The organism is Mycoplasmopsis sturni DSM 22021 (genome assembly GCF_000701485.1).
In the GTDB taxonomy this organism is placed as follows: Bacteria; Bacillota_I; Bacilli_A; order Mycoplasmatales; family Metamycoplasmataceae; genus Mycoplasmopsis; species Mycoplasmopsis sturni.
In genome coordinates, this window is record NZ_JNIZ01000003.1 from 25682 (window position 1) to 48508 (window position 22827).

The 22827-nt window shown below is 32.3% G+C and carries 35 protein-coding genes; 2 read left to right on the forward strand and 33 right to left on the reverse strand.

Translation table 4 applies throughout. The features are described from left to right. Positions 1 to 25: 25 nt before the first annotated feature. Genes atpC through Q349_RS00140 form a run of 9 tightly spaced genes read right to left on the reverse strand, consistent with a single transcriptional unit; the run spans position 26 to position 6992 of the window. Positions 26 to 445: an ATP synthase F1 subunit epsilon gene (gene atpC / locus Q349_RS00100; protein WP_036463547.1), complete on the reverse strand. Its 420-nt coding sequence runs from the start codon at positions 443 to 445 to the stop codon at positions 26 to 28. Continuing rightward, positions 445 to 1842: a F0F1 ATP synthase subunit beta gene (gene atpD / locus Q349_RS00105; RefSeq protein WP_036463550.1), complete on the reverse strand. Its 1398-nt coding sequence runs from the start codon at positions 1840 to 1842 to the stop codon at positions 445 to 447. Before atpD ends, atpC begins: the two co-directional genes overlap by 1 nt. A gap of 10 nt (positions 1843 to 1852) precedes the next feature. Beyond that, the gene (gene atpG, locus Q349_RS00110) at positions 1853 to 2713 is read right to left on the reverse strand and encodes an ATP synthase F1 subunit gamma (protein ID WP_036463552.1); all 861 of its coding nucleotides are present in this window, start codon (positions 2711 to 2713) and stop codon (positions 1853 to 1855) included. 2 nt (positions 2714 to 2715) lie between these two features. Next, positions 2716 to 4293: a F0F1 ATP synthase subunit alpha gene (gene atpA, locus Q349_RS00115; protein ID WP_036463555.1), complete on the reverse strand. Its 1578-nt coding sequence runs from the start codon at positions 4291 to 4293 to the stop codon at positions 2716 to 2718. Further along, positions 4283 to 4846 carry an ATP synthase F1 subunit delta gene (atpH, locus tag Q349_RS00120; protein WP_036463558.1) on the reverse strand — a complete coding sequence of 188 codons (564 nt, stop codon included), beginning with the start codon at positions 4844 to 4846 and terminating at the stop codon, positions 4283 to 4285. Before atpH ends, atpA begins: the two co-directional genes overlap by 11 nt. Next, the gene (gene atpF, locus Q349_RS00125; protein WP_051616709.1) at positions 4846 to 5442 is read right to left on the reverse strand and encodes a F0F1 ATP synthase subunit B; all 597 of its coding nucleotides are present in this window, start codon (positions 5440 to 5442) and stop codon (positions 4846 to 4848) included. Before atpF ends, atpH begins: the two co-directional genes overlap by 1 nt. 6 nt (positions 5443 to 5448) lie before the next feature. Next, positions 5449 to 5772 carry an ATP synthase F0 subunit C gene (gene atpE, locus Q349_RS00130; RefSeq protein ID WP_036463560.1) on the reverse strand — a complete coding sequence of 108 codons (324 nt, stop codon included), beginning with the start codon at positions 5770 to 5772 and terminating at the stop codon, positions 5449 to 5451. A 9-nt stretch (positions 5773 to 5781) separates the two neighbouring features. Beyond that, the gene (locus tag Q349_RS00135) at positions 5782 to 6558 is read right to left on the reverse strand and encodes a F0F1 ATP synthase subunit A (protein WP_036463562.1); all 777 of its coding nucleotides are present in this window, start codon (positions 6556 to 6558) and stop codon (positions 5782 to 5784) included. Further along, a complete protein-coding gene (locus Q349_RS00140; protein ID WP_036463565.1) occupies positions 6558 to 6992 on the reverse strand; it encodes a hypothetical protein in 435 nt (144 codons plus the stop codon). The genes Q349_RS00135 and Q349_RS00140 overlap by 1 nt, the downstream gene beginning before the upstream one ends. Positions 6993 to 7184: 192 nt before the next feature. Between Q349_RS00140 and Q349_RS00145 the strand changes: the two genes are divergently transcribed. After that, positions 7185 to 8489, forward strand: a complete 1305-nt coding sequence (locus Q349_RS00145; RefSeq protein WP_036463568.1) for a glucose-6-phosphate isomerase — start codon at positions 7185 to 7187, stop codon at positions 8487 to 8489. A gap of 117 nt (positions 8490 to 8606) precedes the next feature. On the opposite strand, the gene rplO is transcribed toward Q349_RS00145, so the two are convergent. From rplO to Q349_RS00260, 23 genes are all read right to left on the reverse strand, one after another. Beyond that, complete coding sequence (rplO, locus tag Q349_RS00150) at positions 8607 to 9047, reverse strand: 50S ribosomal protein L15 (RefSeq protein ID WP_036463571.1); 441 nt, start codon at positions 9045 to 9047, stop codon at positions 8607 to 8609. A gap of 1 nt (position 9048) precedes the next feature. Beyond that, positions 9049 to 9684, reverse strand: coding sequence for a 30S ribosomal protein S5 (rpsE, locus tag Q349_RS00155; RefSeq protein WP_036463574.1), 636 nt, complete (start codon positions 9682 to 9684; stop codon positions 9049 to 9051). After that, positions 9684 to 10034 carry a 50S ribosomal protein L18 gene (gene rplR / locus Q349_RS00160; RefSeq protein WP_036463576.1) on the reverse strand — a complete coding sequence of 117 codons (351 nt, stop codon included), beginning with the start codon at positions 10032 to 10034 and terminating at the stop codon, positions 9684 to 9686. Before rplR ends, rpsE begins: the two co-directional genes overlap by 1 nt. 21 nt (positions 10035 to 10055) lie before the next feature. Next, the gene (gene rplF, locus Q349_RS00165) at positions 10056 to 10595 is read right to left on the reverse strand and encodes a 50S ribosomal protein L6 (protein ID WP_036463579.1); all 540 of its coding nucleotides are present in this window, start codon (positions 10593 to 10595) and stop codon (positions 10056 to 10058) included. Positions 10596 to 10602: 7 nt separating this feature from the next. Next, on the reverse strand, positions 10603 to 10998 hold the full coding sequence (gene rpsH / locus Q349_RS00170; protein WP_036463582.1) for a 30S ribosomal protein S8: 396 nt from the start codon (positions 10996 to 10998) through the stop codon (positions 10603 to 10605). 2 nt (positions 10999 to 11000) lie between these two features. Next, on the reverse strand, positions 11001 to 11186 hold the full coding sequence (locus tag Q349_RS00175; RefSeq protein ID WP_036463585.1) for a type Z 30S ribosomal protein S14: 186 nt from the start codon (positions 11184 to 11186) through the stop codon (positions 11001 to 11003). Further along, on the reverse strand, positions 11186 to 11731 hold the full coding sequence (rplE, locus tag Q349_RS00180) for a 50S ribosomal protein L5 (RefSeq protein WP_036463587.1): 546 nt from the start codon (positions 11729 to 11731) through the stop codon (positions 11186 to 11188). The genes Q349_RS00175 and rplE overlap by 1 nt, the downstream gene beginning before the upstream one ends. Before the next feature lies 1 nt (position 11732). Beyond that, the gene (gene rplX, locus Q349_RS00185; RefSeq protein WP_036463589.1) at positions 11733 to 12062 is read right to left on the reverse strand and encodes a 50S ribosomal protein L24; all 330 of its coding nucleotides are present in this window, start codon (positions 12060 to 12062) and stop codon (positions 11733 to 11735) included. A gap of 12 nt (positions 12063 to 12074) precedes the next feature. Then, complete coding sequence (rplN, locus tag Q349_RS00190) at positions 12075 to 12440, reverse strand: 50S ribosomal protein L14 (RefSeq protein WP_036463592.1); 366 nt, start codon at positions 12438 to 12440, stop codon at positions 12075 to 12077. Continuing rightward, a complete protein-coding gene (gene rpsQ, locus Q349_RS00195) occupies positions 12440 to 12703 on the reverse strand; it encodes a 30S ribosomal protein S17 (RefSeq protein WP_036463595.1) in 264 nt (87 codons plus the stop codon). The genes rplN and rpsQ overlap by 1 nt, the downstream gene beginning before the upstream one ends. Next, entirely contained in the window at positions 12703 to 12894 is a 192-nt protein-coding gene (gene rpmC, locus Q349_RS00200; RefSeq protein WP_036463598.1) for a 50S ribosomal protein L29, read from the reverse strand. The genes rpsQ and rpmC overlap by 1 nt, the downstream gene beginning before the upstream one ends. Then, complete coding sequence (gene rplP, locus Q349_RS00205; RefSeq protein WP_036463601.1) at positions 12894 to 13319, reverse strand: 50S ribosomal protein L16; 426 nt, start codon at positions 13317 to 13319, stop codon at positions 12894 to 12896. Before rplP ends, rpmC begins: the two co-directional genes overlap by 1 nt. After that, positions 13297 to 13968 (reverse strand): 30S ribosomal protein S3, encoded by a 672-nt coding sequence (gene rpsC, locus Q349_RS00210; RefSeq protein WP_036463604.1) that lies wholly within the window; start codon positions 13966 to 13968, stop codon positions 13297 to 13299. Before rpsC ends, rplP begins: the two co-directional genes overlap by 23 nt. Then, complete coding sequence (gene rplV, locus Q349_RS00215) at positions 13968 to 14309, reverse strand: 50S ribosomal protein L22 (protein ID WP_036463607.1); 342 nt, start codon at positions 14307 to 14309, stop codon at positions 13968 to 13970. Before rplV ends, rpsC begins: the two co-directional genes overlap by 1 nt. After that, positions 14309 to 14587, reverse strand: a complete 279-nt coding sequence (gene rpsS / locus Q349_RS00220) for a 30S ribosomal protein S19 (RefSeq protein ID WP_036463610.1) — start codon at positions 14585 to 14587, stop codon at positions 14309 to 14311. The genes rplV and rpsS overlap by 1 nt, the downstream gene beginning before the upstream one ends. Beyond that, on the reverse strand, positions 14587 to 15432 hold the full coding sequence (gene rplB, locus Q349_RS00225) for a 50S ribosomal protein L2 (RefSeq protein ID WP_036463614.1): 846 nt from the start codon (positions 15430 to 15432) through the stop codon (positions 14587 to 14589). Before rplB ends, rpsS begins: the two co-directional genes overlap by 1 nt. A gap of 124 nt (positions 15433 to 15556) precedes the next feature. Further along, complete coding sequence (gene rplW / locus Q349_RS00230) at positions 15557 to 16006, reverse strand: 50S ribosomal protein L23 (RefSeq protein WP_036463617.1); 450 nt, start codon at positions 16004 to 16006, stop codon at positions 15557 to 15559. Then, positions 16006 to 16656 carry a 50S ribosomal protein L4 gene (gene rplD, locus Q349_RS00235; protein ID WP_036463619.1) on the reverse strand — a complete coding sequence of 217 codons (651 nt, stop codon included), beginning with the start codon at positions 16654 to 16656 and terminating at the stop codon, positions 16006 to 16008. The genes rplW and rplD overlap by 1 nt, the downstream gene beginning before the upstream one ends. 2 nt (positions 16657 to 16658) lie before the next feature. Then, on the reverse strand, positions 16659 to 17453 hold the full coding sequence (gene rplC / locus Q349_RS00240; RefSeq protein ID WP_036463622.1) for a 50S ribosomal protein L3: 795 nt from the start codon (positions 17451 to 17453) through the stop codon (positions 16659 to 16661). Between the two features lie 34 nt (positions 17454 to 17487). After that, on the reverse strand, positions 17488 to 17793 hold the full coding sequence (gene rpsJ, locus Q349_RS00245) for a 30S ribosomal protein S10 (RefSeq protein ID WP_036463624.1): 306 nt from the start codon (positions 17791 to 17793) through the stop codon (positions 17488 to 17490). Between the two features lie 281 nt (positions 17794 to 18074). Then, positions 18075 to 18410, reverse strand: a complete 336-nt coding sequence (locus tag Q349_RS00250; RefSeq protein WP_036463626.1) for a thioredoxin family protein — start codon at positions 18408 to 18410, stop codon at positions 18075 to 18077. Beyond that, positions 18410 to 19663: a hypothetical protein gene (locus Q349_RS00255; RefSeq protein ID WP_036463628.1), complete on the reverse strand. Its 1254-nt coding sequence runs from the start codon at positions 19661 to 19663 to the stop codon at positions 18410 to 18412. The genes Q349_RS00250 and Q349_RS00255 overlap by 1 nt, the downstream gene beginning before the upstream one ends. After that, on the reverse strand, positions 19641 to 21308 hold the full coding sequence (locus tag Q349_RS00260; protein ID WP_036463630.1) for an MBL fold metallo-hydrolase RNA specificity domain-containing protein: 1668 nt from the start codon (positions 21306 to 21308) through the stop codon (positions 19641 to 19643). Before Q349_RS00260 ends, Q349_RS00255 begins: the two co-directional genes overlap by 23 nt. A gap of 217 nt (positions 21309 to 21525) precedes the next feature. Between Q349_RS00260 and rpmB the strand changes: the two genes are divergently transcribed. Beyond that, a complete protein-coding gene (gene rpmB, locus Q349_RS00265; RefSeq protein WP_036463632.1) occupies positions 21526 to 21717 on the forward strand; it encodes a 50S ribosomal protein L28 in 192 nt (63 codons plus the stop codon). A 724-nt stretch (positions 21718 to 22441) separates the two neighbouring features. Here rpmB and Q349_RS00270 read toward each other — a convergent pair. After that, entirely contained in the window at positions 22442 to 22642 is a 201-nt protein-coding gene (locus Q349_RS00270) for a hypothetical protein (RefSeq protein ID WP_036463633.1), read from the reverse strand. Positions 22643 to 22827: the final 185 nt, after the last annotated feature.

The window sequence follows — 22827 nt, forward strand, 5'->3', positions numbered from 1 at the left end:
TAAAAATAAACTATCTTACGATAGTTTATTTGTTTGATGAATTATAAACATCAATTCTGCTAATTGCTTTTTTGAGCTTCACTTCAAGTTTCATAGTGTCACCTGAAGAATTTTGTTTGATTTTTTCCAACTCTTCTTGATACATTTTTAAATCATTTTGAGCACGGGCTAAATCAATATCGCTTGCTTTAATAATATCATCTGTGATAATATTGATTCGATTTTGATCAGCATATAAAATTCCGCTCCCAATATAACATTTTATGCTATTAGGATCTTTTTCGTATCCGATGGTTAACTTACCGGTTTCTACACTTGAGAAAATAGGTGAAATATTCGGTAAAATCCCGATATAACCATCAGCGATTTTTAATGTAACAATATCTACATCACCGCTAAAAAAAACTTTAGTAGGTGTAGTAATGGTTAAATGAGTTTGGGCCATTAATTTCCTTTTTTAGCTGCTCTTGCAATAACATCCTCGATGCTTCCAGCATATCTAAAGTAATCTTCAGGATATTCATCGTATTTACCATTAAGAATTTCTTTAAAACTTCTAATGGTATCTTTAAGAGGGACATATTGCCCTTTAATACCAGAGAATTTTTCAGCAACTGTAAATGGTTGAGATAAAAAGTTTCTGATTCTACGAGCACGAGATACGATTTTTTTATCTTCTTCTGAAAGTTCACCCATACCTAAAATTGCAATAATATCTTGTAATTCTTTAAATCTTTGTAAGATAGTAACTACACCTTGAGCCACTTCATAGTGTTCAACTCCGACAATTAATGGATCTAATAATCTTGAAGATGATTCAAGTGGATCAATGGCAGGATAAATACCAAGCGAAGCAATTCCACGATCTAAAACAGTTTTAGCATCTAAGTGAGTAAAGGTTGTTGCTGGCGCTGGGTCAGTAAGGTCATCAGCAGGAACATAAACAGCTTGAACCGAAGTAATTGAACCACGACGAGTTGAAGTAATTCTTTCTTGTAGTTGTCCCATTTCAGTTGAAAGAGTAGGTTGGTATCCCACTGCACTAGGCATACGTCCTAAAAGTGCAGAAACCTCTGAACCAGCTTGCGTAAATCTAAAGATGTTATCAATAAATAAAAGCACATCTTGGTTTTGTTGATCTCTAAAGTATTCGGCCATAGTTAAACCTGTTAAAGCAACTCTCATACGTGCCCCTGGAGGTTCGTTCATTTGTCCAAAAACAAGTGCGGTTTTATCTAAAACTCCTGCTGCTTTCATTTCGTAATAAAGATCGTTTCCTTCACGAGTTCTTTCACCAACACCAGCAAAGACTGAAAGCCCATTATGTTGAGTAGCAATGTTGTTAATAAGTTCTTGCACAAGAACTGTTTTTCCAACTCCAGCTCCTCCAAAAAGACCAATTTTCCCCCCCTTAGCATAAGGAATCAATAGGTCAATAACTTTAATACCAGTTTCAAGAATTTCACTTGAGGTTTTTTGCTCTTCATATGAAGGAGCAGGTGCATGAATTGGGTTTCTAGGAACATTTTCTAATGCTCCCATTTCGTCAATAGGATTACCTAAAACATCAAACATTCTTCCAAGCACATCATTTCCAACTGGAGCAAGAATTGGTGCTCCAGTATCAATAACTTCCATTCCACGTTTAAGACCATTAGTAGAAACCATAGCAATAGTTCTAACGGTATCATCTCCAATATGTTGCTCAACCTCTAAGGTGTAATCTTGACCATCCTTTTGCACAACTAAAGCATGTAAAAGTTTTGGAAGCACACCAGTGGTGAACCGAACATCGACTACCGGACCTAAAATTTGTACAATAGTACCTTTGTTGTTAGCCATCTGTCCTCCTTTAATTTGTTGCATCTGCACCAGAAACAATTTCTGTAATTTCTTGTGTAATTAGACTTTGACGTTTACGGTTATATTCAAGACCTAAATCTTTAATTAATTCTTCAGCATTATCTGTTGCATTTTCCATTGCGTTTCTTCTTGAAGCCATTTCAGACATTTTTGAAGAGCTTCCAAGTGCATAAATCATACTTGAAATATAAAGCGGAATTGAATTACGTAAAATAATTTCAGCATTTGGTAAAAATTCTACTTCGGCTTTTAAATTATTTTCAATGGCTTTTTCAGGTAAATCAAATGGGAAAAGCGTTACTATACGAGCATCTTGAGTAATGTTATTAACAAATTCAGTATAAATAATTTTAATTGAACGGATTTTGTTAGCAAAATAAAGTTCAAGAGCATCTTTAGAAATAGATTCTGATAATGCGTAAGTAAATTTATCGCCAAAAGATAAGTATTTTTGAACAATTTGTTCACTTGCTACTTTGTTATGTCAATAAACATAAGCTTTTGCACCGACAAAAATAAAAAGATCATCAGGCTGAATGTGTTTTTGCATTTGAGCATAAACGTTAGAGTTATATGCTCCACAAAGTCCTAAATCTGAAGAAATTACGATATACAAGTCTTTGGTTTGGTTGTAATTTAAAGTAAAAACACTTTCAAAATCACGCCGTGAAATATTTTTAGTCAATTCAGAGAAAGTTTCAACAATCAAATCACGATAAGCTTTAATGTTTTGAATTTCTTTACGTGATTTTTGTAATTTAGCCGTTGCAACTAGTTGCATGGCTTTTGTAATTTTTTTGGTGTTAGAAACAACTCCGATTCTACCTTTTAAACTATTTAAATTAGCCATGTCTAAATGTAGTCTTTATATTTTTCAGGGAATGACTTGTAATTTTTTGGATCGTAGTTTGGAATGCTTGAAATAATTTCTTGGATGATTTTGAGTAAGCTTTTGATGATAATTTCGTTATTTTCTTCTTCGATTTTGCCAGTTTCTAAAATATCTTTATACACTGAATGAAGCATTTTATCATCATGAATAGCTTGTAAAACGTGATCACGATATTCGTGAATTTTATCTTTTGGTAATGGATTAATTAATCTTTCTTTAACACCGGTTAAAATAATAGCTTGGGCAGCTTGAGCAATTGGTTTATATTGCTCTTGTTTGAGTAATTCATAAACTTTAGCTCCATGCTCTAAAATTGTTTTGGTTGAATCATCTAAATCCGAACCAAATTGAGCAAAAGCTTGCATTTCATTATATTGAGCAAGCTCAAGTTTAAGAGAACCAACGACACTTTTCATCGCTTTGGTTTGCGCTGATGAACCAACACGCGAAACAGAAAAACCAACATCAACAGCAGGTCTTTGACCAGCGTTAAATAAGTTTTCACGGGTAAAAATTTGTCCATCAGTAATAGAAATAACATTAGTTGGAATATAAGCTGAGATGTCCCCTTGTTGTGTTTCAATAATTGGTAAAGCTGTAATTGAACCACCACCATATTGTTTGTTTAATCTAGCAGCACGCTCTAAAAGTTGAGAGTGAAGGTAAAAAACATCCCCAGGGTAAGCTTCACGTCCAGGTGGACGACGAAGTAATAACGAAAGAGTTCTATAAGCAATAGCATGTTTTGAAAGATCATCATAGACAATTAAAACATCTTTTCCTTGACTCATTCATTCTTCGGCGATTGTAACTCCAGTATAAGGAGCAATATATTGTTGTGGAGCTAATTCAGAAGCTCCTGCAACAACAATAGTGGTATATTCAAGTGCTTCAAAGTCAGCAAGTTTTTTAACAATTTGTGCAACAGTTGAGTTTTTTTGTCCAATTGCTACATAAACACAATACACATTTTTACCTTTTTGGTTAATAATGGTATCAATAGCAATGGATGTTTTTCCGGTTTGACGATCCCCGATAATAAGTTCACGTTGACCTTTTCCAATCGGAATCATTGAGTCAATTGCAATAATTCCGGTTTCTAGTGGTTGATTAACTTCTTTTCTAGTCATAACCCCGGGAGCAACTTTGAAAATTTCCCGTTTTTTGTTGGTTTTAATTTCGCCTTTACCATCAATTGGCATTCCAAGAGCATTAACAACTCTTCCAAGCAATTCATCTCCAACTTCAACTGAGATAACTTCTTTGGTTCTTCTAACGGTGTCCCCTTCAGAAACTGAGTTAGCATCTCCAAAAAGAGCAACCCCAACAGCTTCTTCTTCAAGGTTAAGAGCAAGTCCATAAACATCATTATCAAAGACAACAATCTCAGAGTTCATAACATTATCAATTCCTGATACTAAAGCAATTCCATCACCAATTGAAATAACTTTTCCAATTTCTGATTGATCTACTTTTAAATCATAATTCTTGATTTTATCTTTAATAATAACTGAAATATCATCAAGTTTAATGGCCATCTACTACCTCCTTTATTTTATTTTGCACAATTGCATTAGATAGTTTGTTTAAATCATTTAAATAGTTATCTTGAATAATTTTGCTATCTGAAACAATTTGAAATCCACTAATTAAACTAGGATTAACCACGTTAACAACTTCAAAAGTATTACCATGATCTGTTTCAAGACGAATACGAATTTTATCTAATAGAGCTTCTGAAATAGGTTCAGGAGTAATAACTTTAACAAAAGAAATATTCATCTCTTCGTTAGATTGTTTAAGATATTGCGTCACAATTTTTTTTAAATATAAAATTGAACGACGCTCTAAAGCGACTTTAACTGTATTAATAACTAATTTATCAAGTCCATCTAAAACTTGATCAATTAAATCAAGGCGCTCTTTTTTTGCAATGAATTCGTTACTTAAAAAAGCAATGAATTCGGGATTTTGATTGATTATTTTCAAAAGAGTTTCCATGTCTTGGTGCATAACTTTGAATTTGTTTTGTTCTTTAACAAGTTCAAAAATAGCAACAGCATATCCCTTAACGTTGGCTTGAACTAACATTAATTAAGTCCTTTGATTGGGGTGGTATCATCAAGAAATTTTTCAATAATTTCTTCTGTGCTTTCTTTGGAAATTTCTCTTTTAAGAATTTTTTCAGCGAGTTCTTTTGCAGTTTGAGCAACAATTTGACGTGATTTAAGTTTAAATTCTTTTTGTTGCTTGTTAATATCTAAATGCGCTTCTTCTAATAATTGTTTAGCATCATTTTTTGCTTTTCCAGTGTATTCGATCACAATTTTTTCAGAACGAACATATCCTCTGTTGACAATGCTTTCTGCTTGATTATTAGCATTTTCTAAAACTACATTGACTTGATTGAGTTTTTCGATCATTTCTTCTTTAATTTTAATTGACTCATCAATATTGTTTTGAATAAAATCTTTTCTTCTTTTAATCATTTCTTTGACTGGTTTACGAACAAATACATATAACACAACAAATAAAATAATAAAAGCTAGAATTGTCGCAATCATCAATGGAACACTTGGAAAAATAGCACTAAATTTTTCACTAATTGATTCAGCAAAGTCTTTTGGAGCATCAATAGCATTGTTATTTTGAGTTGCTTCAAAAACTTTTTCTAGGGTCTGTACCATAATAAATTATTTTCCTAGGAAGAATAAAAGGAATGCAATAACTAAACAATAAATTGCAGCTGATTCAGAAATTCCGGCAGTGATAATGAACATAGTACGGATTTTGCTTTCTGCTTCTGGGTTTCTTGAAATAGCTTCAACAGCTTTTCCACCAGCAAATCCTTGTCCAACAGCTGATCCAAGAGCACCAATCATGGCAACTCCGGCCCCTAAACATACAAGCCCAAATCCGATGCTTGTTCCTTGTTCTGCTGCTTTAGCAGTAGTATCTGATGCTACAGGTGTTGTTGTAGCTGTATCTTCAAATAATTTAGTAAGATTTTGAATCATAATTTCTCCTTAATAAGTGGCTTTAATTTTTTGATTACCTCTAAAACGATTAAAGATATTTTTCTTAGCTTGTTCTTTTTTGGTTGGTACGGCTGAGTGTCCCTCTCCGGTTTCTCCAATTCAATAACTCGTAGTTAGAACGATGAAAACATAAGATTGAATAACCGCGTCGAATATATCAAAGTAGAAATGGAAAAATGGAGTAATTATTGGTGCTAAAAAGTATCATTGATGATTACCCATATTTGGTAATTCCATTCAAACAAGACCAAAAACACTGTATAAAAGAAACATAACCACACCACCACCAATTAAGTTTCCATATAAACGGAAACCAAGCGAAATAAGCGGCGCAACTGCCCCAACAATTTCAAGTGGATTAAGATATTTTTTCAAATATTTAATTTTTTGGTAAATAAAACCAGTGATGAAAATACCTAATCAAGAAGCTAAAGCTAATGTTAAAGGAATCGAATACGAAGTACCAATGGGTTCTAAACCAATAACACCTAATAAATTCCCAAGTAAAAGTAAAGTAAATAAAGTCATTAAGTAATGTCTTGCATTAGGGATTTTATTATCAACAGTATCATCAAAACTATTATCAAAACCAGTTACATAAATTTCAGCAACTAATGCAATACCTTGTGGTGCTTCATTGGCTTTAACTTTTTTAATTTTGAAATACACAATAACACTTAAAACACAAATACAAAGAACTGTTAAAATTAGTGAAAAAAGTTGTGGTTGTGCTCATTCAAAAAGTTTAGCAGTAAAATTTGCCATTAATCCTCCTTTCTATTTAATTTTTTTGCTAGAATATGCGCTAAAGCATAAGATCAACCTAAAATAGTTCAACCAAAAACTAAAGCAAAAATATTAATTGGTCGATCAACAATAGCAAGGCGTGAGGCATCAGCACTTGCTTTGCTTTTATTGATAAAAATAGCACCGACAATAACACCTGAGACAATTAAATAAAGAAAGAAATTCTTCAATAAAATCGATAAAATCGCTATTTTCTTGGGTCTAGTCGTTAAAATGGTACGAGCTACTAAAATATTAATTTGCATAGTTAAATAAGCCAAAGCGCTTCCTAGAGCAAAACCAAAAATTATTCCGTAATCTCAATAAATTAAGATAGCAGAAATTAAGCAGAAAATAAAAAATAAGCTAAAGAACGAAATATTTATAAATCTTTCGTTATAGCTTTTTGTCATTTTTGCTCCTTTTGTTTGCTTTTTTTATTTTATAACTTTTATTTTTTAAAAATAGCAAAATAAAAAAATTTTTTGCTAGTTAATTCTAGCTTTATGTAAAAATTTTTACATAAATAAAGTTGCTATTATACCGATTCAAAATAGTGCTATATAAAAAAGTATATAATTAAGAAATTAAATATAAGGAGTCTTATGAAAATTACTTATTTAGATTTACAAATTGAGAAACTTTTACCTAATGGTATTGAAACAGTTAAATATCTACAAGATAAAGTTTCAAAAATTCACCATGCAGTAGAAACAAAAACCACAAATGAAGCCGAATGATTAGGATGATATAACTTACCTGATCAAGTAGACCAACAAGAATTACAAGTAATGAAACAAAAAGCTCAACAATGAAAAGACTTAGGTGTTGAAGTTGTTGTTGTTATTGGAATTGGTGGATCATACTTAGGAGCTAAAACTGGATATGATTTTGTTTTTGGCCCTTATGCAAAACAAAAACCACAAATGGAGCTTGTTTTTGCCGGAACAGATTTATCATCAACATCACTAAGCGAAAAACTTGAATATGTTAAAGGTAAAAAATTTGCTATTAATGTTATTTCTAAATCAGGAACTACATTGGAACCTAGTGTAGCATTTAGAGAATTTAGAAAATTATTAGAATCACAAACTTCTTCTTTAGAAGAAGCTGCTGAACTTGTAGTAGCAACAACCGATAAAGCAAAAGGATTATTAAACGAATTAGCTACTGAAAAAGGTTATTTAAAATTAGTTGTTCCTGATGATATTGGTGGGCGTTTCTCAGTATTAACAGCTGTTGGGCTTTTTCCTTTTATTTGTGCCGGAATTAATGTAGACTTAATGTTACAAGGTACTTCAGTTACTGCTAAAGAACTTGCTTCTGATAAATTAGAAGAAAACCCTGCTTATCTTTATGCTGCAAGTCGTTATTATCTTCACACACAAGCAAAATATGCTGTTGAATTATTGGTAACTTATGAACCTAAATTACAATACTTTACTGAATGATGAAAACAATTATTTGGTGAAAGTGAAGGAAAAGAAGGTAAAGGTCTTTGACCTGCATCAGCTATTTACACAACTGATTTACACTCACTAGGTCAAATGGTCCAAGAAGGAAGCAAAATTCTTTTTGAAACTATTTTATCAGTGCAACAACCTCAATATAACCTTAATTTACAAAGTGATGCACAAGACATCGATAAATTATCATATTTAAACGGTAAAGACTTACACAGTGTTAATAATACTGTTTTAGAAGCTACATTAAATGCTCATGCTAATGTTGGAAATGTACCAAATGCTCAATTAATCTTTAAAGACTTTAGTGAAGCTTCACTTGGTGCTCTTTTTATGTTCTTTGAACGTGCTGTAACTATGTCTGGTTACCTATTAGAAGTAAATCCATTTAACCAACCTGGTGTTGAAGTTTACAAAAAAAATATGTTTGCTTTATTAAAAAAATAAAACAAAAGAAGTCAAAAAAACTAAATGCTGTTAATGCATTTAGTTTTTTCTTTTACTTTATCAAGTAGGCAAAGAAAAAACTACACAAATGTGTAGTTTAACATTATTGAAATTGAATTATAAATCAAGTACTGATCCACCAGCTGATTCAATAGCTTCTTTAGCTGAATCTGACACAGCGTGAACTTGAACTTGTAATTTTTTAGTTAAAGTTCCATTTCCTAAAACTTTAATAGGTAAAGTTCTTTTTACAAGGTTTTTTGCAAATAATGATTCAATTGATACGGTTTCTCCGTCTTGGAATTTCGCTTCTAAGTCTTTAAGGTTAACAATTTGGAATTCGATGTGATTTACATTGGTAAATCCACGTTTTCCAATTCTTCTGAATCAAGGAGTTTGACCCCCTTCAAATCCAAGTCTGTGTCCTTTACGTTTGTTTTGTCCTGATTGACCTTTACCAGCTTGTTTACCTTTACCAGCAGCGTGTCCACGTCCTTTACGGTGTTTGTCTTTACGTGAACCTTCGGTTGGTTTTAATGAATGTAATGAAAGTGCCATATTATACTAAATCCTTTACATCTTTATTTCTAATTTCAGCAATTTGTTCTACTGTTCTTAGTTGTGTTAAGGCTTTTAAAGTTGCTTTAACGGTGTTTGCTTTTGAACGTGAACCGTATGTTTTAGTTACAATGTCGGTGTATCCTGCAAGTTCAACAACAGCACGTACTGTTCCAGAAGCAATAAGCCCTTTTCCTTTTGGAGCAGGTTTAAGCATTACACGTGAAGCTAAGAATTTTGCTCTAATTTCGTGTGGTACTGTTCCATTTACAAGTGGTACTTCAACTAAATTGTTTTGTGCATCTTTGATAGCTTTTTTAATTGCATCAGGAACTTCTTTTGCTTTACCGTGTCCAAATCCAACACTTCCTTTTTTGTTCCCTACAACTACAAAGGCACTAAAACTAAATCTTCTTCCACCTTTAACAACTTTAGTAACACGAGCAATATCAACAACTTTTTCACTAAATTCTGATACAGGAGCTTCAAAGTTTCTTCTTGCTCTTGGACGACGTTCTTTGGTGTTAGCTTTTGTTCCTTTTGCAAGAGTTTCTTTGTTAGCTGGTGCTGGTTTGTCTTTACGAACTACTTTAACTTCTTTAGTTCCGGCTACAGGTGCTTGTTTTTGATTTTCCATTAGAATTTAACTCCTTTTGCTCTAACTGCTTCAGCGAATGCTTTAACTCTTCCATGGTAAATGTACCCTGAACGATCAAAGACTAATTCTTGAATTCCAAGTTTTAAAATTGCATCTCCAAATTTTTCTCCAAGAGCTGCTGCTGCGGCTATGTTTCCGCCATAGGTTGCATCTTTAAGAGTTGAGATACTTGCAAGGGTAACCCCTTTTGAATCATCAATAAGTTGTGCGTAAAAGTTTTGGTGTGATTTAAAAACGCTAAGACGTGGTTTAAGTGAAGTTCCGGCGATTTTTTGACGGATACGAATATGTTTAGCTTTTCTAGCTGCATTTCTTGATAATTTTGCCATAATATCTTACCTAGCTTCAAATTATTTAGAAGCTGTTTTCCCTTCTTTACGTCTGATTTTTTCACCTTTATATGAAATACCTTTACCTGAGTAAACGCTTGGTTTTCTCACTGATCTAACTACTGATGCAAAGTGACCAACTGATTGTTTATCAATCCCTGACACTGCTACTTCGGTAGGTTTTGCAAGAGTTACAGTTACATCACTAGGAATATTTAAAGTAACATCGTGGCTGTATCCAGCTGAAATTACTAATTGATCTCCTTTAAGAACGGCTTTGTAACCAACCCCTTTAATTTCAAGTTCAATTTTGAATCCTTCTGAAACACCTTTGATCATGTTTGCAATGTGAGCATTGGTTGTTCCATGAAGTTGTTTTGTGGTTTTTTCTTCATTTGCTCTTACAGTAGTAACTTTTGAATCTTCTACATTAACAGTAATTTTTGGACTAAATTCTCTAACTAAGGTTCCAAGTTTTCCGGTAACAGTAACTTTAGTTCCTTCTACAGTAACTGTAGTTCCAGCTGGGATAGTTAAAACTCTATTTCCAACTCTAGACATTTTACTCCTATCAAATGTAAGCAACGATTTCGCCACCTACATTTTCCTTTTTAGCTTCTTTTCCAGTCATAAGACCTTTTGAAGTAGACATAATTACTGTTCCGTATCCTGAAAGCACTGAAGGAATATCTTGAGCTTTAACATAAACTCTAAGACCTGGTTTTGAAACTCTTTTGATTCCAACAATAGCACTTTGAGAACCTTTGTATTTAAGTGAAACCACAATTTTCTTGTCAATTCCTTGACCTTCTACCTTGTATTCTCCGACATAACCTTCTGTTTGAATTAATTTAACGATTGCTTCTTTTTTATTTGAGAAAGGAATTTCTACGGTTTTGTGTTTTCTTTGATTAGCGTTTTTAATACGTACAATTAAATCTGAAATTGGATCTGTAATGAACATAATTATCAACTCGCTTTCTTCATACCTGGAATTTTACCTTCGTGTGCAAGGTTTCTAAAGCAGATACGACATACTTTATATTTTCTTAAAACCGCATGTGGACGTCCACATAATTCACAACGTGTATATGCACGAGTAGAGAATTTAGGGTGACGTTTAGCTTTTTCAATAAGTGCTTTACGAGCCATTATTTATCTCCTTTTTTCTCAAATGGAACACCAATTAATTCAAGTAAGGTTCTTGCTTCTTTATCGGTTTTTGCGGTAGTTACAACAAGGACATCAAGTCCTTTGATACGACGAATTTTGTCAAATTCAATTTCTGGGAAGATAATTTCTTCTTTAATTCCTAAGGCAAAGTTTCCTCTACCGTCGAATGCTTTAGGGTTTGCTCCTCTAAAGTCTCTAATACGTGGCATTGCCACATTAATTAATTTATCTAAGAAATCTCACATTCTGTCTCTACGAAGTGTAACTTTTCCACCCATAGGCATTCCTTCACGAAGTTTTCATGAAGCGTTTGATTTTTTAGCAACTGTTTGATATGGTTTTTGACCAGCAATTAAAGTAAGTTCATTTAAAACTTCTTCGATTGCTTTTGAGTTTGAAACTTCTTTACCAGCTGTCATGTTAAGCACAACTTTTTCAATTCTTGGAATCTCCATGCTTGAAGAGTAATTAAATTTTTCTTTTAAAGCAGGAACTGCTTTTTCTAAGTAAACTTGCTTTAACATATTAAATTTCCTTTTGAGTTTTTCTAACAACTCTTACTTTCTTTCCGTCTTTGTTGAGTTTGTATCCAAGTTTTGAATATTGTGCTGGTTTGTCTTTGGTTTCTTTTTTAACAAGATATGCTACGTTTGAAGCGTGAATTGGAGCTTCTTTATTAGTAATAGAACCATCTTGGTTTTGTTGTGTTGGTTTGTTGTGTTTGGTTACGATATTAAGATCTTTGATAATTACTTTGTTTTGTGCGTGTAATACTCTTTCGATTGTTCCAGTTTTACCTTTTTCTTTTCCTGCAATTACAATAACTTGGTCATTTTTCTTAAATTTAACTTTCATTGTAACTCCTAACTATAAAACCTCTGGAGCAAGAGAAACGATTTTTGGATATTTTTCACGAATTTCACGTGCAACTGGTCCAAATACACGGGTTCCTCTTGGAGTTCCATCTTCTTTAAGTAATACAACAGCATTGTCATCAAAACGAATGTATGATCCGTTTTCTCTTGTAATTCCGTAACGGCTTCTAACTACAACTGCTTTTACAACTTGACCTTGTTTTACCCCACCATTTGGAATGGCTTTTTTAACTGAACATACAACAACATCACCAATGTTTGCTGTTTTTTTCTTAGATCCACCTAAAATACGAATAACTCCGATTTCTTTTGCACCTGAGTTATCAGCAACATTTGCTCTTGAAAGCTCTAAAAGCATTATTTATCTCCTTGAGCAGCTTTGATTGACACAAGTCTAAAGTGTTTTGTTTTTGAAAGTGGTCTAGTTTCCATTATTACAACTGTATCACCTAAGTTAGCTAATTGTTTGTCATCATGTACAGCAAAACGTTTGGTTGATTTGAAACGTTTTGAGTAAAGTGGGTGTTTTTTGTAAGTATCAACAGCAACGATGATGGTTTTTGGGGTTTTGTGTGCTGAAACAACTGTTCCAACAAGGGTTTTTCTAGTGTTTCTTTCCATTATTTAGCTCCTTTAGCATTAAGTGCTGTAAGTGCTCTAGCAATATCTTTTTTAATTACGTTAATTTTGTGGCTTTGATCTAAATTACCTGTAGTATTTTGAAATCTTAAGGTTCAAAGTTCTGCTTTAAGATCAGTTACTAAGCTTTGAAGTTCTTCAACACTTTTATTTAATAAATCTTTGTATTGCATTATTTATCCCCTTCTTGTGTTCTAGTAATAATTTTTCATTTAACAGGTAATTTGTGTCCAGCTAATCTTAAAGCATCACGAGCTACTTCTTCACTAACTCCTGAAACTTCGAACATAACAGTATTAACTTTAACAGCGGTGTATCATTTTTCAGGCGCTCCCTTACCAGATCCCATACGAACTCCAATAGGTTTAGAAGTTTTTGCAAAGTGTGGGAAGATTCTGATAATAACTTGCCCTTCACGACCCATTCTACGAGTTGCAGCAATACGAGCACTTTCAATTTGACGTGCATCAACTCATGCTGATGTAACAGCTTGAAGTCCGTATTCTCCAAAAGCAACTGTATTTCCTTTAGTAGCTTTACGTTTGTCGTGTTTTACTAAAAATGGTTTTCTATATTTAGTTCTTTTTGGTTGAAGCATCTTTATCTCCTTCCAAAATTTCACCTAGTGAAACTCAAACTTTAACACCGATAGCACCATATGTTGTTCTAGCTGTTGCTGTTGCATAATCAACGTCTTGTCTTAAGGTGTGAAGTTTCATTTCACCTTCTGAGTACCCTTCGGTACGAGCCATATCAACTCCGTTTAAACGACCTGAAACAGCTGTTTTAATTCCTTTTGCTCCATTACGCATTGCGCTACGGATAGCAATTTTTTGAGCTGAACGGAAGCTTTCACGGTTTTCTAATTTTTGAGCGATCATTTCAGCAAGTAATCTTGCGTTAAGATCTGGATTTTTAAGTTCAATAACTTGTAAATTTAAATCAAGGTTTTTGTTTTTTAAGAATTTTTTAAGTTTTAATGTTAATTCTTGGATGTTTTTTCCTTCGCTTCCAAGTACAACAGCAGGTTTTGCTGTGTAAAGGTAAACGGTTACTTTGTTATTTTGGTTTCTTCTAACATTTACTTTTCCAAGTTGGTATTCACGTACTACTTTATCAAAGAATTTGTAGATTTTAGCATCTTCAACTAAACGGCTTCCAAAATCTGCTTTATCAGCAAATCATGTTGAGTTATGGTTTTTTGTAATTCCATAACGGAATCCATTTGGATTAACCTTTTGTCCCATTAGTTTCTCTCCTCTAAAGTAATTGATAAGTTTGATGTACGTTTAAAAATTGAATAAGCTCTTCCTTGGCTTCTTGGTTGGAATCTTTTAAGTGTTGGACCTTCATTAACATAAACTTCTTTAACGAATAATTTAGATGCGTCCATTGAATGGTTGTTTGTTGCATTAGCAATGGCTGAGTTAAGTAATTTTAAGAAAATTGGAGCAGATTTTTTAGAAGTATTGTGAAGAATAGCAATCGCTGTAGCGACATCTTTTCCACGGAATAAGTTAGCAACAAGTTTAGCTTTTGAAACGCTTACTCTTTGCATTTTAACGTGTGCTTTTGCTTGTTGAGCCATTATTTTTTCTTCCCTTTGTCAGCACCATGTCCGCTAAATGTACGTGTAGGTGAGAATTCTCCAAGTTTGTGTCCAACCATATCGTCGGTTACATACACTTCATTAAATACTTTACCATTGTGAACTGCAAATGTTAATCCAACAAAACTTGGGAAGATAGTTGAACGTCTTGATCAAGTTTTAATTGGTTTTTTAGGTGCTTTACCTTCAACGATAGCATCAACTTTTTTAAGTAAATGTTCGTCTGCAAATGGACCTTTTTTAAGACTACGAGCCATTATTTAGCATCCTTTCTTCTTCTGATAATAAGTTTATTTGAAGATTTTTTAGTTTTTCTAGTTTTAACACCAAGAGCTTTTTTACCTCAAGGAGTAAGAGGAGCTTTACGACCAACAGGTTGTTTTCCTTCCCCTCCCCCGTGTGGGTGGTCTACAGGGTTCATAACTGAACCACGAACAGTAGGTCTAATTCCTTTGTGTCTGTTAATTCCGGCTTTCCCAACATTAACAAGTAAGTGTTCTTCGTTTCCTACGAAACCAATTGTAGCACGACAACGAGCTAAAATACGACGTGTTTCACCTGATTTAAGTCTTAAAACAACGTATTTTCCGTCTTCGTCTTTACCAAGAATTTGTGCAGATGTTCCAGCTGAACGAGCAATAACTGCTCCTCCACCAGGTTGCATTTCAATGTTGTGTACAAATGTACCTTCAGGAATATTAGCAAGTGGTAAAGCATTACCAACGATAATATCTACATTTTCTCCTGAAATAACTGTTTGTCCTAATTTAATTCCTTTAGGAGCAATGATGTATCTTTTTTCCCCATCAGCATATGCTAATAAACAAATGTTTGCTGATCTATTTGGATCATATTCAATTGTTTTAACAATAGCAGGGATATTATCTTTATTACGTTTAAAGTCTACAAGACGGTAGAATCTTTTAACACGTCCCCCGTGATGTCTAACAGTAATTTTACCTTGGTTGTTTCTACCAGCACTGTTTTTTAAAATCACAAGTAATGATTTTTCAGGTCTGTGACCAGATAAATTCTGTCTAAAATCAAGAGTTGACATGTTTCTTCTACCATTAGTAGTTGGCTTAAATTTTTTAATAGCCATGTCTTCTCCTTTGCTTAAAAATAGTTGCGGATCTGTCTTTTAAGCAAGCTATATTTCCGCGTATCTTTAATATAAATGAATTTAATAATATAAGTTTAAATAATCAAAAGTATTGAGCGAGAAATTATTCTCCACCACCAACTTTTCTATGTGTTGTTGTTTTTGTTGAAGTTGTTGAAGCTTTGGTTGCTTTTTGTTTTTTAGCAGCAAGTTTAGCTGCGATTTTGCTTTCAGCTTCTTTGGCTTTAGCTTTTGATGCAGCTTGGTCTTTAGATTCTTCACTTTGAACTTTTTCTTCTGGGAATAATCTAATTTCTTGACCTGGTGCTACTTTAACAATAGCTTTTTTGTATCTGTTGGTAAATCCGTGGAAACGTCCTACGTTTTTAGCTTTTTTCTCAACTTTAATAGTGTTAACTCTAACTACATCAACTTTGAAAATAAATTCAATAGCGTTAGCAATTTGATATTTGTTTGCATGGTAATCAACTTTAAATGTATAAACACCGTCGTTCATTTGACCGTAGGTTTTTTCTGTTAACACAGGAGCTTTAATAACTTGTGTAAGTTCCATTATTTAGCCTTCCCTTCTAAAATTGCTAAGCTTGCTTGTGAAAGAATCATCACATCAGCTTTAATAAGTGCTTCAACACTAAGTGAGTTAGCTTTTGAAGTTTCAACATAAGGTAAGTTACCTGCTGATTTGAACACTGTCGCATCTTCAGTTACGATAAGAACGTGTTTTAAGTGAGTTACTTTAAGTTCTTCAAGTTTAGCAACTAATGCTTTTGTTGAGATTTTCTCAAGTTGAAGATCTTCAATTACAACAGCTTTATCATTAGCAAGTAAAGTAAGAGCTGAAACAAAAGCGTTGTATCTAACTTTTTTATTAACTTTAAGTGAGTAGTTCTTTTCTGATTGAGGACCAAATGCTCTACCACCACCTACTCAAATAGGTGAACGCATAGAACTATGTCTTGCACGTCCAGTTCCTTTTTGTCTTCAAGGTTTTTTCCCTGAACCAGAAACTTCAGCACGGTTTTTAACTTGGTGAGTTCCTTGACGACGTGAAGCACGGTCTGATAAAATAGTATCAAAAATTGCTTGTTCGTAGATTTTAGCACTTGCGAAAAGGTTTTCAGGTAATTTAGCTTCAAAAGCAACTTTATCTACTTGTTTGTCTTTAGCAACAGTTACTTTTGCCGTTTCTTTGCTTTGAGCCATAATTATTGATCTCCTTCTTTTTCTTCAGCTTCTTTAATTAATTGTGCAAGTTCGCTTGAGTGCATTCCAACAGTAACTTCGATGTGGTATTTTTTAGCTTTTTCAACAAGCTCATTCATTAACATAACTTCTTTTACATCAACAAGTTTTGTTGCTTCGCGATTTGGAAGTCCTTTAACTGCTTGTTTAACAACAACAAGTGATTTTTTAGGTCCTGGAATTGAACCTTTAATAAGTAATAAATTGTTTACAGTATCAACTTTAACAATTTCTAAGTTTTGGACTGTAGTTTTCACGTTTCCAAGGTGACCAGGCATTGTCATACCTTTGTAAACACGGTTACCTGAGATATCCCCAAGTGATCCGGTTTGTCTTACAGGTTGGCTACCTCCACCTCCCCCGTGAGATTTAGGTCCAATGTGTTGGTTGTGTCTTTTGATTGTTCCAGCAAATCCTTTTCCTTTTGAAGTCCCTGTAATATCAACAAGTTCTCCTGCTTTAAAAATATCAACTGAAACAGTTTGACCAAGTTCGTATCCAGTCATGTTACGAACTTCTTTTACGTAGCGCTTAGGTGTTGTGTTTGCTTGTTTGAATTGTCCAGCAACAGGTTTAGTTGTTCTTGAAGCTTTCTTTTCAACAGTAGCAAGTTGTAAAGCAACATAACCGTTTTTCTCTTCGGTAAGTACTTTTGACACAACATTTGGTTGAACTTCGACTACTGTTACAGGTACTACGTATCCTGCATCAGTGTAAATCTGGGTCATTCCAACTTTACGTCCTAAGATTCCTTTCATAATTTCTCCTTAAAATGTTTAAAAGTATTAAGTGTTATTTAATTTTAACTTGAACAGCAACTCCGTGAGGAAGTTCAAGTCTATCAAGTTTATCTTTAAAAGCACTTGATGGCTCAGTGATTACAAGTAATCTTTGGTGAGTTCTGCTTTCAAATTGCTCACGAGACTTTTTGTTTACGTGCACTGATCTTAAGATAGTGATTTCGTCTCTTTTAACTGGCAATGGAATTGGTCCACTTACTTTTGACTTAGTAGCAACAGCAACTTCGTAAACTTTTTTAGCTGCTTCATCCACTAAAGTGTGGTCAAATCCTTTAACCTTGATTTGTAATTTGCTCATGTTGTCTCCTTTGTTCAATGTTTTGAAACCTAACTCCCTATAAAAACCTAACTTGTTCTTGACAACGATAGCAAGTTAGCAACCTTATAGTTCATCGTTATAGTTGCTTATTTATTATAAAGGTAAACTAAAAAAACGGAAACAAATAATTAAACTTTTTTTAAATAACCTCATATTTTGGTGTATCGACCACGTGATTCAATTTAAGAATCATGAATGTTCACAAAAAGAACAACATAAAGAGTAAGAAAAAATGTTTGCCTTTGCAAACATTTTTCATTTTATAGTTTCTTTTCAATTCACTCAGTTAAAACTTGATCTGGAATATATTCATATCCTTTTTCAACAATTTCTGTTCCTTTTAAAAGCATTAATGTAGGTGCTTTAAGGACTTCTCATTTAGTATTTGGGTTTCTAAATAATTGAGCTTCTTCAGCATCAACTTCTAAAAATTGAATTTTTGAATTTCCACTATATTTTTCGTCAAGTTTTTTAACAACTGGCATCATCATTTTGCAATCACCACATCAGGTAACTGTAAACATAACAAACATAAGTTGATCTTCAGGGTTTTGTGAAATTAATTTTTCAGCATCTTTTCAAGGTAATTTAATCATTATTTTTTATCCTTTCCTATCGGAGACAATAAATCTAGTTGCTTTCCTATATCAAAGACCTCAGGTTCTTGAACTTTTGGTTCTTCTGAAGCTTCTTTTTTGATATCAGGTTGAGTATCCTTGATAATTGTGTCTTCTTTTTCCTTAATACTAATTGTATCTAAATTTTCATCTTTTGAAATAAAAATAACATTTTCGCTATTATTTTGGACTTTTTCTGCGTTTTTTTCTAAAACCACACTATTAAGTATCGGTTTTGTTATCATTTGCTTAGTAGGTAAATCTTCTTGGGGAGCTTGAATTTTTTCTTTTTCCTCAGTTGGAATTTTAAGAATTTTGTCAACCTCTTCTTGGCTAATAAGACAATTCAAAATTTGTTTTTCTAGTTTCTTTAATGAACGATCGTGATAGTTAAGATTATAAAAACGAGCAGCAGCAAAAAGGAAATTAATATAAAAAATAGTATTTTCACTAAAAATTAAAAGCGAATTATTACTCTTGAGTTTTTGCTGATATTCTACTAAAGTTAATTTTTTTAGTTTTAAAATTGGTCTGCTAAAAGAATTAAGAAAATAGAAATTGAAAAAAGCTACAAAAGGCATTAAGCAAAGGATAACAATTGGAAGCGAGCTTGTAAAGCCGGCTAAATACAATACATTTAATATAGTATCAATTAAAAAACCTGTATGAGCAAATGAATAAACAGAGGGTTTCAAAAGTGCTGTATGCCCCCAAAATTGATTTTTGAAAAATAAATCAATTGTTTGAGAGCTTAAAATTTCATCGGAATGATTTACATAATATAAGATTAAATGATCGATTAAAACACTCATTAAAAAAGTTGTAAAAAGTAATCATTCTATTTGCCTTTTAACAATGGTTCACGATACTTTATTAAAACGATTAAATCAAGCAAAACTAGAAGTTTTCATTTTCTTAGACCCAAGCGATAAACAAAGTCCAAATAAGATAAAAATAGGTAAAATAAAGGCTACATTCCCCATTAAAACATTAATGGTGTACTTATAAACAATAGCTAATCAAGTAGGCAAGATATCAATGGCAGCTCAAATACTTCAAGACAAAATAATTAACGATAAAAAGAGATAAAGCAATCTTAGAAAAATTTGTTTTTTAGTTATTTTAGAAATTTCCAGTTCAGATTGTTCGATGTATTTAAAATTAAAATAATTATAAAGTTGATGCTTAGAATATTTTTCAAAAGTTTGGTTAGTTGTTTTTTGTTTGTTCATGAATTAAACCTAGAACCACCATTGGGTCTTTATCTGTAACTTTAAAAATTTTTTTCCGAATTGTTTTTCTAAGTTTTTCATTAACTTCACGCATATTAGCAAAGTCTTTTGTTTTAAGTGTCTCAATAATTACACGTTTAATTAAATCAGCAATTTCAGCTTCATCCATCGGATCAATTACTCCACAAAATTCAATGTGTAATTTTCCGACGATTTTTTTGGTTTTACTTGAATAACGGCCATTAATTAAAACAACACCTTCACGACCTAAAGCTTCACGTTCAGCAATAACTTCGCTTGAGATATCACCAATCCCAAAACCATCAATAATCGTGTCTCCTACTTCAGCTATTTTGCCGTTTTGGCTAAATAACTTATCATCAATAAAGTGCGCTATTTTTCCATTCATTAAAATAAGTGTTTTGGTATGTTTTGAAAGATCTGCATCATTATTGATTAAATTAGCAACATCGACCAAATAACGATATAGACCTTGTGCTGGAATGAAGTATTTAGGTTTTAAAACCTTAACAAGCTCCATTAAATCCTCCCTTGTTGGGTGATGCTTATAAAAAACACCTTCACTTATATCTACAATTTTGGGAGTAATCTTGGCAATTAAATCTAATGTCGCAGCTGCATATGACTCCAAACCATTAATTGGAGCGGCCAACATAATAACCGTGTCTTTAGGTTTGATTTTTAAATAAACGTCTTTCTTAGTTACAATTCTTACAAATCTTAAAAAGAGTCTCTCTAATGATCCGGTTACTAAAATAACAGCATTTTTATGCTTGTTTAAATCACGGTAATCAATCATTTGAGGTAATTTAAAATTTGGAGTAGTTTTAGCAATTAAACTTAATAATTGTCCATACGTTTTGCCGTATGCACATACTGGTCGATTGTTTAAAATTGCTTGCTTTAAAATTTGTTGAAGCATAACCATATCTTCATAATAAGCTCCGACAATAATTCTTTCTTCTTGTGGTGTATCTTTAAAAATATCTAAAATATGTTTTGGCAATTCTAAACGATCAATAGCACGACCTTGAGCATTACTTTTTCCTGCATCCACAATTAAAGCATTAATTCGGCTGCCTCTTAAGTTTTGAGCAAGTTTTTTATAGTCTAAACTTCCATAATATCCCAAGTTACCTTCAACAAAATTAAACATAAATAAATATGAACCACTTGGGGTTTGAAAATTATAGCCAAGCGATTCAGGTAAGGTTCCAGCAAGAGGAATTGGATGAACCGTTAAACTACCAAATGAAATAGGCTTATTAATAACTTCAATAGAATACATGCTTGATTCAATTTTGTATTTTTTTAGACGTTCTGCAATAATGAATTTATTAAAAGATGAAGCATAAATTTTAATACCAGGAATAGCCATTACAAGTCATGGTAAGGCACTAAAACTTTCGTTTTTAACATCGGTAATAAAAATTCCTTTAACTCTTTTTTTGTGCTTAGACAAATAACTAAAATTAGGAATAAGAGTATCAACTCCATTATTAGAATTAATTGGAACTTTAACTCCTGAATTGATGATAAAAATATTATCATTGTGCTCTAAAACATAACAATTTTTACCATTTTCATCCTGCCCCCCAAGGGCAAAAATATTAATTTGATCCATAAAATCTCCTCTAAAAAATTATTGTGTGAAAAATAAGTTTTTTTAAAATAAAAAGTTATTTTAATTATAGCAAAAAGGTATCGATTTTAAAGTTAGACAGTTCTTTTAATTCGATAAATTAGACCTTAAAAAATTCTTTTACTTTGCACTATCTTTGGTATAATAAACATACTTATTTAACTTAATATAATTAGCTAATTAATAGAAAGGAAAAGTCATGGCTAGAAAAGACGCTATTACAGGTAGAGGACCAATGACTGGGAACACACGTTCTCACGCAATGAATGCTTCTAAACGTAAATTCAATTTAAACTTACAAAAAGTTAGAATCAACGTAAATGGTCAAAGACAAACCATTAGAGTTTCAACTAAAACCCTTAGAACATTAAAAACTAAAGGTTTAATCTAATAATTTCAATCAGCCTGATCAGCTGATTTTTATTTAGCAATAAAAAAGCACAAAGATGAATTTGTGCTTTTTTAAATTAAGATTTTGTTTCTTCGACTTTGCTGTCTTTTTCTTCTATCCCTGTTCTAGCAAGGAAGAGGTGTGCATATTGATCTAATGGTTTATCAAGTTCAAAATCTGGATCATGAATATAAAGATCTTCTAAATTAATATCAGCTTTTTCTTTAAGAAAATAAGCAACTTCTTGAAAAGTTAAAGAAAAACGATATTCTTCATTTACTCGAGGTAGCTTAAAGAAAGTAATATATAAAAAAATACTCCCATGTAATAATAAAAATCAATAGAACTTGGATTTGCATAATTCCTCATAATGTTAAGCTCATAGGTAAAATTTCAGGAATAGGTATAATAAAAACAATCATACTAAATAATTCTAAAAGAAAAATACCATAGTAAAGCGATGGACTTCTATAACCGGATGTCTTTTTTAAAAAGACAAAAGAAGCCATTTCGTATTTATATCTAACTTTTGCTTCTTTGTAAAAATTAATCTTGTATTTTAAAAATTTACAAAAAGCCTTAATTCTTGCTTTATACTTAATAGTTGGATAAAGCAAATAAATTAAAAGAAAAAGGAAAAGGAGATGAAGAGCAAACAACACAGAATGTACAACGTCTAAATACACAATTTTTTTAATTAGAGAATTTAAGTTCTTTTGATTTTTTAATCAAAAGTCTCTAATTTATCCCCTTTCATATTAATATCTGAATAAAAATCTAAGTTATACAAAAATGACTGAAATGACAAAGGATAACTTTCTTTCATATTTCAAAGATCTTTTAAAATAATTTGAAGATCAATCTTTTCTTTTTCTTTTAAAAAATCTCTAATTAAGTAACGATTAGAATCAATTTTAATGTGCATTTGGGTCTGCTCTTTTCTTTTAAATAAGAAAAAGAAAAGAAATTTAAAATGTCAAAAATGTATTTTTCAATTAAATGCTAAATAAAAAAGTAACATCAATAACATCAAAGAATTAATTAAAACCACAAATTGTCAAGTGTCTTGATCCAATAACACTGGACCTAAGATAGCTTGGCAAATAAGTT